Source organism: Spirochaetota bacterium, from assembly GCA_017999915.1.
In the GTDB taxonomy this organism is placed as follows: domain Bacteria; phylum Spirochaetota; class UBA4802; order UBA4802; family UBA5550; genus RBG-16-49-21.
This window is the reverse complement of sequence record JAGNKX010000018.1, coordinates 1-12,785: the sequence shown is the minus strand read 5'-3', so window position 1 is coordinate 12,785 and position 12,785 is coordinate 1. Positions and strand designations below refer to the sequence as shown.

The window sequence follows — 12,785 nt, the reverse complement described above, 5'->3', positions numbered from 1 at the left end:
CCCCTATATCGCGCCAGCGGTTTTGGAATCCACACGGATGATCGACCAGCGGCCGTCCGTGGTGTTGATCATTCCTTCCCCGAGGCCCTTTTTAAGGGCGCGCTTCTTCTTGTTGCCGGCCGCGATTGTGAGGCGCTCAAGGTTTTCCGCCGGCATATCCTCGATTTCGAGGTAGCCCGCCTTTACCGCGCCGTCAATGGCCGCGCGGCCCCGGCCTGTCCTGATGATGAGAGTGTTCATGGCGTCCCGCCCCTCCACAACGCCCACCGATATATCGGAAAATTCAGAGGTCATGTCAAAGCAATAGTCGCAGGAATTTGGCACCGTGGCGCGGATCTCCGCCAGGGGTATCTCGATGGCGCCCTTTGAAGTATAGACCTTCATTACTTCCGCCGGCGGCGGCGGTATATCAAACTTCTTGACGTCATTGATATCTACCCTGCCTGCAAGGAGGCGGCGGAAGTCCCGGAAGTCCAGGGACCAGGTGCAGAAGAGCCCCACCACCAGGGAAGTGGGATCGGAAAAATCCTTGCTGGCCATGGGGTTCGAGCGCATCTGGGCCAGGGCCAGGACCTGGCACGGCGTGGCCACCACGCCTATGTGTTTATATCCTTCATCTACCGCACGGTTAAAGGCGGCCAGTGTCGGTGCCGAGGTGTATTTTGATGAAGCGAAGTTTTTCACGTCGCCGGGATCGGTGACAATGGCCGGTACGGCGTCGAGTCCTTCCCTGCCGGTCAGGACAGCGGCGTCGCAGAGCTTTTCGGCAAGGGCGTAGATCATGAGGGCCGTCACGGTTCCGCCGCACTGGAAATTATCGCCGGCCGCCTTCTTTCCGGCCCGGGACATCATGACGGATATTGCCGGTCCCAGGGGCTCCATGGAATAGGAAGAACCGAAGATGCTCCGGGACACGGCATCGAGATCAACCTCTACCTTGGGGCAGTAGGCGAAGCAGCGGCCCTGCTCCTGGGTGCAGGGAAAGACCATGGCTGTCTTACCGTTATAGGACTTGAAATATGGACAGAGGGAAACGCAGGCGCCGCAGCCGATACAGAGCTCTTTTTCGAGAACATCGGCCAGCAATTCCCTGGAACCGAGCACCTTCATCTGATCCCTCCGGATTGGAAGCAATTGTCAATTATCATCATCCTAACATAAATCCTTGAAAGGCTATGTGATGTCAATAGTTTCATTATTTTTTTTAAGTTCTTGTCCAAGATGATTATGCATATAACGCGGTGGGTTCATCAGCGAGGAGGCGACAGGGACGTCGCCGGTCCCTCCAAGTCAACATGGAGGTTATACGAGGCGGGCGAGCGATGAACCCCCGCGTATATCACAATCCCCTCTTTTCATCCGACCGTATGGCTGACCGGTCCCTTGACGCCAGCACGGAATTGATCGTCTCCAGCATGCGCGCCTTGTCCCTCTGCAGCGTGCCGTTGACGGGCAGGTAGTTCGACGCGTGGATCCCCACGAACTTCATGTTATCCACCGTAAGGTTCTCGAAAAGGAGCTTCATCTCCTCCAGGGTCTCGAAGGGATCGAGGAGTTGGAATTCTCCTTTCTGCATTCTTGAATAGAGCACGGTGCCGGGGACCGGCGTCACCGTCAGGGCGGCCAGGTACTGGGGCGCCATCTCGTTGGTGATCTTCGCCGTGGCCAGGGCATGCTCCTCCGAGCGGGGCCCCCTGCCGGCAAGGCCGAGAAGTATCATGGAAGAAAGGTTCATGCCGGACTCGATGAGGTTTCTCCCTGCCCTGAGCATCTCGTCATAGGTCACGCCCTTGTTCACTTCCTTGAGGAGCCTTTCGTCGCCGGTCTCAACGCCGAGATAGGCCTTGGTCAGGCCCGCGTCCCTCAGGCTTTTCAGCTCCTCCATCGATTTGCGCAGGGTGCTGGCCGGTCCCACGTAGGACCCGACGTGGCGCAGGGAGGGAAAAGCCTTCCTGAGCTCCGCCAGGATCTCAAGAAGGATCCCCGTTTCGATCTCTATGGCGTCGCCGTCGCAGAGAAAGACCTTTTCCACGTCGCCATAGGCATCGGCCGCCATGCGGATATCTTCCTTGATCTCGTCCAGGCCGCGCACGCGGAACTTCTTGTCCTTGTACATGGCGCAGAAAGTGCACTTGTTATGGGAGCAGCCGACTGTGCACTGGAGCAGGTAGCTGTTGGCCTCGCTGAAGGGCCTGAATATATTTCCTTCGTAACGCATTGATCATCCTTATTATTATGATTGATAATTGTCAGAGATGTCCCCCTCCGGGGGATTTAGGGGGCTGATCGCTCCATTTTCCCGTTCCTCCTTCCGCTATGCCAGTAGCCGTAGGAAAAGTAAATTACCGAACCAATGACCAGCCAGAGGAAGAACCTGATGAAAGTGACGGCCGGAAGACCCGCCATCAGGTACATGCACATGACGATACCGGCCAGTGCCACTCCCAGGACAAAGGGCACCCGGAAGCCTCGATCCCGGGTCGGCTCGATCTTTCTCAGTATGATGACGCCGAGGCACACCAGCATGAAGGCAAAGAGGGTCCCCACGTTGGTCAGGTCCACCATCTCGTCGATGTTCGTGAAGGCCGCGAAGAATCCCACGAAGAGGCCCGTGATCACGATGTTGACATGGGGTGTCCGGTACCGGGGATGCACCTTCGAGAAGGACCGCGGCAGGAGCCCGTCCCGGCCCATGGAAAAAAAGATGCGCGTCTGCCCGGTCTGCTGCACGATTAGCACGGCCGTGTGAGCCACCACCGAGCCGAGGGCTATGAAGCCTGCGGCCCAGTCCAGATGGTGAAAGGTCATGGCCACGGTAAGGGGCTCCGCCTTGTTCGACTGGTTGAAGGCCGTGAGAGGGATCATCCCGGTGAGTATAGCCGCGACCACCACGTATACGATGGTGCAGATGACAAGGGACCCAATGATGCCGATGGGAAGGTTGCGGCGGGGATTTACGGTCTCCTCCGCCACGGTCGATACCGCGTCAAAGCCAAGGTAGGCGAAAAACACGATGGCCGCCCCGGCCTGAACCCCGCTCCACCCGTTGGGCATGAAGGGCGTCCAGTTGTCCGGCTTCACGTAGAAAAAGCCGACCGCGACAAAGAATCCGAGGACCAGGAGCTTCAGAATAACCATGATGGTGTTAAACCGCGCCGATTCCCTGATACCGCGGTAGAGCACGATCGTGATCAGGGCCACGATGCACACCGCCGGGAGGTTGAACACGACGGGGATGCCGAAGATCTTCGGCGCCAAGGCTATCGCTTCATGGGCGTTCTGAAAACCGGCGGCGATCTTATCAAGGGTGTTCCCTGCAGCCAACTGCTCCGCGATATAGGCGCCGGCGCCCTTGAGAGCGGCGATATGATCAATGGAGACGCCCTTCTTTAGCAGCTCCACGGCGCTGTAGATCGTGTCCCCATGGAGGGCGCTCCGGTAGTCGGTGACAAGCCATGAAGGGATGGCGATGCCGAAACCGCGGAGGAGCTCCTTGAAATAGCCGGACCAGGAAATCGCTATGGCCACGTTGCCTATGGCGTATTCCAGCATCAGGTCCCAGCCGATGATCCAGGCGACGAACTCCCCCATGGTGAGATAGGCGTAGGTATAGGCGGAGCCCGATACCGGGACCATCGACGAGAGCTCCGCGTAGCAAAGTGCCGTGAACCCGCAGGCAATGCCTGTAATCACGAAGGATAGAATGATGGCGGGACCCGCCCCGGGCCTGACCGTGTCGCCCACCGTGGCCGTGCCCACGGTGGCGAATATCCCGGCGCCGATGATGCCGCCGATCCCCAGGAGGACCAGGTCCGGCGCGGTGAGGACCCGCCTCAGCCCAAGGCCGTCCTGGGACACTCCGGCGAGCATGTCATTGATTGTTTTTCGCCTGAAAATGCTTTTTATAAAGTTCATATGATATTTTACTTGTCATGAAAAAGGACGGAACAACCCCGTCAATGATTAATTATGCCAGGGGCATCGTAAGGCGCACCGCATCGGTACTCTCAACGGCGGTGACAGGCAGCCCGGTCTTGTAGAACAGGTGGAGCATTTTCGCGTTCTCCCTCATCACCGTGGCCGACATCTCCAGTATCCCCTCGCGCTGGGCGGCTGCGAACACATAATCCATCAGGATGCTGCCGATGCCGCGGTTCTGGTAGTCATCCCTCACCAGGAGCGAGATCTCGGCCGCGAGCTTTCCCTTTTCCACCACGTACTGACCTATGCCGATGACCGTTTCCATTCCCTCTTCCTCGATCACGGCCAGGATCGTCATCTCCCTGGAATAGTCGATGACGGTGAACCTGCGTATCGTTTTCTGCGGCACGAACTCGATGGTGGAAAAGAACCTGGTGTACATGCTCTGGTCCGAGAGCGAGTAAAAGAAGAGCCTCAGGTTTTCCACGTCGCTGACCTTGACGGGACGCAGGAGGAACAGGAGTCCGTCCCCGGTTTTCCGGTAGGTCTCCAGGTGGGCCGGATACTCGCCCAGGGCGCCGTCGATCCACTCATGGTCACCCTGCACCAGGTTCAGCTTTTTCGCCTCCGCCAGGAGCCACTCCCTGAATTTCGGATGGGCGATGGTTATAAGGGAGAGGGCGCGGTCGCGGATATTCTTCCCGTACAAATAGGCAATACCGTGCTCCGTCACAACGTACTGGACATCGGCCCGCGCCAGGGTCGTGCTGGCCCCGCTGTCCAGGATCGGGACGATGCGCGACCTGGTCCCGTCATTGGAGGTGGAGCGCATGGTGAGGATGGTCTTCCCCCTCTCGGACAGGGCGGCGCCGCGCATGAAATCGGCCTGGCCGCCGACGCCGCTATAGAGGGTGGTCCCCAGGGACTCGGCCGTGGACTGGCCGGTCAGGTCGATCTGGAGCGAGGTGTTGATGGCGGTCATGGCGTCGTGCCTGCTTATGATAAAGGGGCTGTTGGTGTAATCGATGGGCCTGAATTCAACGTCCGGATTGTTGTCGATGAAGCCGTAGGTATCGGCGGTCCCCATGCAGAAGGAAGCGACCGTTTTTCCCCGGTCAAGGCTCTTGTTGGCGTTGGTCACCGTGCCGCTGCGCATGAGGTCCACGACGCCGTCGGTGAGGAGCTCCGTGTGGATCCCCAGGTCCTTCTTGCCCTTGAGGCTTGAAAGTATGGCGTTGGGTATCGCGCCGTAGCCGACCTGCAGGGTGTCCCCGTCCCTGATGATGCGCGCCACGTACCGCCCGATCTCCCGGGCTGTTTCATCCGGCGGGTCCAGCCGGTATTCAAGGAGCGGCTCGTCGTGGGGCACCAGGTAATCGATGTCATCCGCGCCGACCAGGGAATCGCCGGACACGTAGGGCATGAAGGAATTGACCTGGGCCACCACTATGGCCGAGTGGTCCACCGCTTCCCGGACGATATCGACGCTGACACCGAGGCTCATGTCGCCGTTCTCATCGGGAAGGGAAACCTGCACCAGGGCCACGTCCACCTGCAGCTTGCGCTGCCTGAAGAGCTTCGGTATCTCCGAGAGATGGACCGGTGTGTAGTCGCCAAGGCCGCGATTGACCACCTCGCGGGAGCTATCGCTAATAAAGAAGGAATTGTGCCTGAAGTTTTCCTCGAATTTCTTCTGCGCATAGGGGGCCACTCCCAGGGTCCACACATGGATCACCCGGGAGCCGTAAATTCGGTGCGTCTTCGACTCCACGTGCTCGACAAGGGATTTAATGAGAAACTGCGGCTCCCCGCAGGACGAGCCAATGAAGATGCTGGTGCCCCGGTGGATCAGATTGAAAACATCCTCCAGCGGGGCGAATTTCCCAGGGGAGGTTTCCCTGAGACGGTCGAGATATTTTTTATCCTGCCGCTTTGTCATGACCGTGACGGCGCCATTGAATCGGCGCCGGCTATTTCAGCTCCGACGCCCGCTTGGCACCTTTGCTCTTCAGGAGATCAATAATTTTCTTGTCCCCTTTCTTTTCTGCGAAGTCCAGCGCCGTTTTATCAAATTTGGATTTGGCGTTGATATCGGCCCCTTTGGCCAGAAGAAGATCGATAACCTCGGTTTTCCCCTCCTCCGAGGCCACCTGGATCGGTGTCCTGCCGAACCACTGCGCGTTCACATCGGCCCCTTTGGCTATATACTTTTCTACTTCTTTAACGTCACCGACCCGTGCGGCGTCCGCCAGGGCTCCCTCGTAGGCTCCCTTGCATCCCTGAAATGTCATGATTGCCATGGCGAGAATAATTACAGTTATGGATATTGGTTTCATGTCGACGGGCCTCCTTTTTCCAAAATGTATCTATTTGATGCATTACGTTTAGCACCCTGTCAAGTTTTAAATAGCGGTTTCGGCGAATCGGATCGCTTCGAGCGTTCAAACCGCATCGTAGCCGACATTCTACCCGGCCGAAATGTCGTCATGATTAAAGGGGGCCACGACTGGGATACATGGAGGGATATTTTCGGGCAATTCCTGAAGGGCGGCCTCCTGCCCTGAAATGAGCCGACCATAAGGCAACTACGGCGCAGTCCCTGCGGCCGCCCTGCGGGAAATCCTCCTGGAAAAATCCCAGGCCAGATCGAGAAGCTTGAAAATGCGGTCAAAGCTCCCTATGACCGGTATCCGGTACTCCTTGGCCAGGGCCGTGTGCTCGATGATGGACTGCCCGCCAAAAAAGTGAACCACCAGCGGAATATCCCGATAACGCCGCTGCATCTCGCTCAGGTATTGCCAGTCTAAGTTCGTGAAGGGGGAGCTGATGGTCATCAGGACGATGGAATCGTACAGGCCGGATTCCAGGAATATCTCCAGGATTCTGTTAAAGCTTTCCCGGGGCCCCACCTTCTCGACCGACGCCCAGGTGTCGATGGGATTGTGGATGGGCGCCCAGTCCGGGAACAGGGGCCTGAGCCTGGCAAGGGTAGCCTCATCCAGCTCCGGCAGCTCCATGGCGAATTTCTCTGCGAAATCCGACGACAGCACGCACCCGGAACCTGATACGGATATCACGCCTACCCTGTTCGATTGCATCACAGGATACTGGCAGACGATGGAAAGCATCTCAAAGAGCTCGTCGTAGGTTTCCACCAGGATCATGCCGAACTGCCTGGCCACGGCCTCCACCGCGGTGTAGCTTCCCGCCAGGGACCCGGTGTGGGATGACACCGCCTGCTTCCCCTTCTCGCTCTTTCCCGCCTTCAGCAGCACCACGGGCTTGCGGTGCCGCTCGCGGTTCTCTTTTAAAAGGGATATGAAGCGGCTGCCGTCGCGGATGTCCTCCAGGTACATCCCGATGGCGTGTGTCCTCGAATCATGTAGGTAATACTCGAGGAGGTCGCACTCGTTCACGTCCAGCTTGTTGCCGATAGCGGCGATGTTCGACACCCCGAAGGGCTGACCATGGCCGGTGGTGTCGAAAAACCACTCCACGAAGCCGGTGACGAAAAGCCCCGACTGGCCGACGATGGACACGTTGCGCTCCCGCGTTTCCAGGAACTCGCTGTAGTGCTTGATGGGCGTGCAGTAGCGCAGATCCGGGACGTTGAAGCCGATCGAGTTGGGCCCCACGACGCGGATGTCTTTACCCCGGATCAGCGACAGCATTTCCTTCGCGAAAGCCGCCGCCTCCTTTTCGTCATTGGAGAGATTTCCCGATTCTATCAAAATGCCGCGGATATCGCGGGCGACGCAGGCGCGGACCGCCGGCATCACCTCCTGCACGGGCAGGACAATGACCGCGAGGTCTATCCGCCCGGTACCGTTGGCATTGGGAGGCACCTTGTCAAGGCTCCGGTAACAGGGGACTCCGTCAACGGTCTCCTCGCGGGGATGGACGATGAACAGGTCCCCGTATTGTTGCTTTTCCATGTATTGCTTGAAGTTCTGCAACACCTGGTTGCCGCCTTTGCTCGGGTTGGAGCTCGCGCCGAAGAGGACAATTGACCGGGGATGAAAGAAACGTTCCATATCAAATTACACGATTTAGTCGAATTCCACCCGTTTATTGCTTTGTTCGATGGTGAGAAACAACAATAGAACCAGCCTACTTGCTTGTCATTATTAATTTTTAGATTTTGAATGATCAGAGGATGCGGAACAGCCGGCTCTTGGGAAGGGCGTGCTGGATCACGCCGCTGAGGATATCGGCCTTGTCCTGGTTCCTGCTGGCCCGGTTTACGATAAAGTTTATCATCGTCTTTTTCGTCATGACCCTCTGGAAGATATTGCCGAAGATGATGTCCCGCCGGAATTCCTTCCGCCAGAGATCATCATACATCCTGCAGGCGCCGTCCAGCCGGTCCTTGCCGGAAAGGCCGTGGATTATCGCCCGGGCGGCATGCTCGCCGCTCTTGAGGGCATAGTATATGCCCTCGCCGGTCAGGGCGTCGACGAACCCGGCCGCGTCCCCCACCAGGAGAACATTTCCGAAAGAGCGCCGAACGCCCAGGGCGCCGGTCGAAAGATGTGCCCCCTTGTAGGATCCTTCGACCATGACCGCGTTCTTCAGCCTTTCCCTGGCGAAGCTGTTCCGGTTGACGAATATCTCAAAAAGGCTTTTGATGTTCTTTACCGATTTATCGCTGCACATGAGGCCCACGCCCACATTGGCGCTCCGCTCCCCGGTGGGAAAGATCCATCCATATCCGGGGAGAATGGCCTTCTCGTAATGCAACGATATGCTGTGTTCAAGGCCGTCGACATTGTCGAAATAGGCCCGCACGGCAAAGGCTTTTGTCATGGCCGGGTTCTCGTGGCTACCGAGCTTTCTCGCCACGATGGAATGCACCCCGTCGGCGCCGACGATGAATGTTCCGCGGGCCTCGATTTCATCATTGCCGCACCGGGCCCGTATTCCCCGGATGCGCCCGCCTTCTTCTATGAAATCCCTGAAGGCGCACTCCTCCCTGACGGTAACGCCGGGAAGCCCCTTGACATGCTGGTAAAGGATGTCGTCCAGTATTTTCCTCGGAATCACGTAACCGTAGTTATACCTGCCAGGCACAGGCCTGGTATGACCCCGCATGGCCACATCATCCGAGGACGTGATAACGACACCGTCGCATCTCCATGGTTTGATGGCTTCGATTTTATCAAGGACCCCGATTGCATCCAGGACGGTAACAGCGGTGGCGGAGAGTCCGTCGCCGCAGGTCTTATCGCGGGGGTATCTGGCCTTTTCAATGAGGAGGACGTTTAATCCCGCTTTTGAAAGAAAGGATGCGGTGCTGCAGCCGCCGGGACCGGCGCCTACAATTATAGCGTCGAACTGTTCGCTCATATAAGGTACACCATGTGTTTGTTTATGACAGCAGTGGAAGATAGATATATAAAACATTTTTATGCAGATCTATCTTTTATATCTTTATAAAACAATTCATATAACACCACTTGAATTTTTCAATTAAAAAAAGCTTGCAAATTTCGATATCGAAAAAGAAATATTTTTTATTACATATTACGAACTCGTTGAACTACTGTTAGTTTGATCAATCCCGGCATTCCCGGATGAGGCATTATATTATATGGATAACAATAAAAAGAAATCACGAGTCGCCATTCTTTCCGTCGCATCCAACAGCTCGCTGGTGGTGATGAAACTCACCATCGGCCTCCTCATCAATTCCGTATCCGTCATTTCAGAGGCCATTCACTCCGCCGTTGACCTTGTTGCCGCCATCATTGCTTTTTTTGCCGTTCGCACATCGGGCAAGCCGGAGGACCACCGCCATGCCTTCGGCCACGGCAAGATAGAGAACATTTCGGGCACCATCGAGGCCCTGCTGATCTTTTTCGCCGCAGGATGGATCATCTACGAGGCGGTCGAAAAGCTGAAGCATCCCCAGCAACTGGAACAGGCCGGATGGGGTGTCCTGGTAATGACGATATCGGTGGCGGCGAACTTTTTCGTCTCCCACATGCTATTCAAAGTCGGCAACGAGACCGATTCCATCGCCCTCAAGGCCGACGCCTGGCACCTTCGCACCGACGTGTGGACCTCCTTCGGGGTCATGGCGGGACTTCTCATTTACTGGGCGGGAAGGCTCCTGTTTCCACACGTCGACCTCCATTGGATCGACCCCATTGCGGCCATCCTCGTGGCCTTCCTCATCGTCAAGGCCGCCTATGACCTCACCCGCGAATCTGTGCGCGACCTCCTTGACGCGCGCCTCTCCATGGAGGACGAGGCCCTGATCGACCGCTACGTCACGGAGCAGCACCCCCGCGTCCTGAGCTATCACAAGCTCAGGACCAGGAAATCGGGTTCGCAGCGATTCTACGAATTCCACCTGGTGGTGACGCCTGAAATGAGCGTGCAGGAGTCCCACGAGATCGGAGACCGCATCGTGGCCAGGGTCAAGGAGCACTATCCCGACGCCAAGGTCGTCATCCACGTCGAGCCGTGCGACGACAGGTGCACCGACGAGTGTTTGGAGAATTGCGGAAAGATCGAGTAGGTGGTTACCGCGCCAGAAGAACCACCGTGCTCCGGCCATTGACGATGTAATGGTCCTGAGGATCGATGGGAGCCTCTGATCCCGGCTCGAGAAAATCATCACCGGCTTTCAGGCTGGTATCCACCACCCTCCTCCATTTCATGCCTGAGACCTTCGGTACCATGACGTCGTGGGAATTGTGGTCGGCGTTCAGCATGAAGAACAGCAGGTAGTCGCCGAGGTCTGATTTCACCTCGCCGCCGTCCAGCATGTAGCAGATCACGCGGGCTTCCGAATAGTCCCAGCCGGGCCGGTCCAGGCCAAGGCCGAACCAGGAGATATCGGGCATGCCATCCGAATCGGAATCGGTACCTGAGAGGTACTTGCGGCTCCGGAGGATCGGGTAGCGGTGGCGGAAGGCTATGGCCTTTTTCACGAACCCGAGGATATCGCCATTCTTCGACGCCAGGGTCCAGTCGTACCAGCTGATGTCGTTGTCCTGGCAGTAGGCGTTGTTGCTTCCCTTCTGGGTGCGCATGAACTCGTCCCCGCCCAGCACCATCGGCGTCCCCTGAGAGAAAAGAAGGTGGCAGAAAAAGTTCTTCACCTGCCGCCTGCGCAGGGCCATGATATCGGGATTATCCGTCTCGCCCTCCCAGCCGCAGTTCCAGGAATTGTTGTCGTTGGACCCGTCGCTGTTGTTCTCCAGGTTTGCCTCGTTGTGCTTGCCGTCATAGGAGACCAGGTCGCACAGGGTGAAGCCGTCATGGCAGGTGATGAAGTTCACCGAGTTGTACGCGGTCCTGCCGTCGTCCGCGTACATGTCGGCCGACCCGGTGATGCGCCATCCCAGCTCGCGGAGCTGCCCGGCGTCGCCCTTGACGAACTTCCGCACCGTGTCCCGGTACCTCCCGTTCCATTCGGACCAATCCACGGGGAAGTTCCCCACCTGGTAGGTGCCGATATCCCACGGTTCCGCGATGAGCTTGATCCTGTTCAGCACCGGGTCCTGGGAAACCGCGTCGAAGAAGGACGCGCCGGCCCGGAAGTACCCCTCCTCGCGCCCCAGCACCGACGCCAGGTCGAAGCGGAACCCGTCCACGTGCATCACCTCCACCCAGTAGCGCAGCGAGTCGAGGACGAAGCGTATGACCGGCGTGCTGGACAGGTTCATGCTGTTGCCGCACCCGGTGTAGTTCATGTAATACCGGCCGGGGGCGCCGTGCACCCCGGTCAGGATATAGTAATTCCTGTTATCGATGCCCTTGAAGCTGATGGTGGGCCCCAGCTCGTTTCCCTCGGCCGTATGGTTGTAGACCACGTCAAGGATCACCTCGATGCCGGCCCGGTGCAGCTCCCGCACCATGGTCTTGAATTCGCGCACCTGGCAGCCAGAGGACACGCCTGTCCCGTAGGAGGACTCCGGCGCGAAGAAACCGATGGTGTTGTATCCCCAGTAATTGGTAAGGCCCTTCTTTATGAGGAAGTCCTCCACGTAATACTCGTGAACGGGCAGGAGCTCCACCGCGTTGACGCCGAGCTCCTTCAGGTATGGAATTTTTTCGATGAAACCAAGGTAGGTGCCGGGATTCTTCACCCCGGAGCTCGCGTGGGCCGTGAAGCCCTTGGCGTGGACCTCGTATATGACCAGGTCGTTCAACACCAGGTCCGGTGGCCTGTCACCCTGCCAGTCAAAGACATCGCCAACGACAACGCCCTTCGGCATGACCCGTGTGCTGTCCCGCGTGTCCATGGAAAGATCTTTCTCCCGGGCGTTGATATTATAGGCGAGGAGAAGATTGTCGTCGTTGCGGCATTTGCCGCTGACGGCTTTCGCGTAGGGATCAAGGAGGAGTTTGCTCTCGTTAAAGCGTAACCCCCAGGCGGGATTGAATTCTCCCCTTACCTTGTATCCGTAGAGCTGGCCCTCTTTAATGTCGTGGACAAAAACGTGCCAGATAAAGCGGTCCCTGTTTTCGATCCTGACAACGTCGGTGGGGTCACCGTCAGGCCTGTCGAAGAGGAGCAGGAAGACCTCCTGCGCGTCCTGTGAAAAAAGCGCGAAATTGACGCCATATTCCTGAAGGGTGGCGCCCAGGGGATAGAACCTGCCCGGAGTAAGCTTTCTTTTGGTATTATGCGATAACGGTGCTGCCATAGTGACACCTCCCGTTTGCAGTTTAATTTCTCCATGCAGTACTCCCTCCCCCTCGACGGGGGAGAATGGGTGGGGGGAGGGGGGTGAACAGATCACCGAATGCGTTATGCAGTTATACATCACCCTACCCCAGCCCCTCCCATCAAGGGAGGGGGGTGACTACCGCATCAATTACAATCTTTATCTACCTACATCGCATCACAT

General features: G+C 57.4%; 9 protein-coding genes. 1 reads left to right on the top strand and 8 read right to left on the bottom strand.

What is annotated here, in order from left to right; genetic code table 11:
- Positions 1–3 precede the first annotated feature (3 nt).
- The 7 genes from KA369_21015 to KA369_20985 form a co-directional block, all read right to left on the bottom strand.
- On the bottom strand, positions 4–1,110 hold the full coding sequence (locus KA369_21015) for a Coenzyme F420 hydrogenase/dehydrogenase, beta subunit C-terminal domain (GenBank protein MBP7738468.1): 1,107 nt from the start codon (positions 1,108–1,110) through the stop codon (positions 4–6).
- A gap of 229 nt (positions 1,111–1,339) precedes the next feature.
- Positions 1,340–2,218 (bottom strand): radical SAM protein, encoded by an 879-nt coding sequence (locus KA369_21010; GenBank protein ID MBP7738467.1) that lies wholly within the window; start codon positions 2,216–2,218, stop codon positions 1,340–1,342.
- A 56-nt stretch (positions 2,219–2,274) separates the two neighbouring features.
- The gene (locus KA369_21005) at positions 2,275–3,915 is read right to left on the bottom strand and encodes an amino acid permease (protein ID MBP7738466.1); all 1,641 of its coding nucleotides are present in this window, start codon (positions 3,913–3,915) and stop codon (positions 2,275–2,277) included.
- A gap of 52 nt (positions 3,916–3,967) precedes the next feature.
- On the bottom strand, positions 3,968–5,860 hold the full coding sequence (locus tag KA369_21000) for a GNAT family N-acetyltransferase (protein MBP7738465.1): 1,893 nt from the start codon (positions 5,858–5,860) through the stop codon (positions 3,968–3,970).
- Positions 5,861–5,891: 31 nt separating this feature from the next.
- Positions 5,892–6,257, bottom strand: a complete 366-nt coding sequence (locus KA369_20995) for an ankyrin repeat domain-containing protein (protein ID MBP7738464.1) — start codon at positions 6,255–6,257, stop codon at positions 5,892–5,894.
- Positions 6,258–6,506: 249 nt separating this feature from the next.
- On the bottom strand, positions 6,507–7,955 hold the full coding sequence (locus KA369_20990) for a CoA-binding protein (GenBank protein ID MBP7738463.1): 1,449 nt from the start codon (positions 7,953–7,955) through the stop codon (positions 6,507–6,509).
- Positions 7,956–8,070: 115 nt separating this feature from the next.
- Positions 8,071–9,267: a geranylgeranyl reductase family protein gene (locus KA369_20985; GenBank protein MBP7738462.1), complete on the bottom strand. Its 1,197-nt coding sequence runs from the start codon at positions 9,265–9,267 to the stop codon at positions 8,071–8,073.
- A gap of 244 nt (positions 9,268–9,511) precedes the next feature.
- On the opposite strand from KA369_20985, the gene KA369_20980 reads away from it, so the two are divergent.
- Positions 9,512–10,444 carry a cation transporter gene (locus tag KA369_20980; GenBank protein MBP7738461.1) on the top strand — a complete coding sequence of 311 codons (933 nt, stop codon included), beginning with the start codon at positions 9,512–9,514 and terminating at the stop codon, positions 10,442–10,444.
- 4 nt (positions 10,445–10,448) lie between these two features.
- Here KA369_20980 and glgX read toward each other — a convergent pair whose 3' ends face one another.
- Positions 10,449–12,581, bottom strand: coding sequence for a glycogen debranching protein GlgX (gene glgX / locus KA369_20975; GenBank protein MBP7738460.1), 2,133 nt, complete (start codon positions 12,579–12,581; stop codon positions 10,449–10,451).
- Positions 12,582–12,785: the final 204 nt, after the last annotated feature.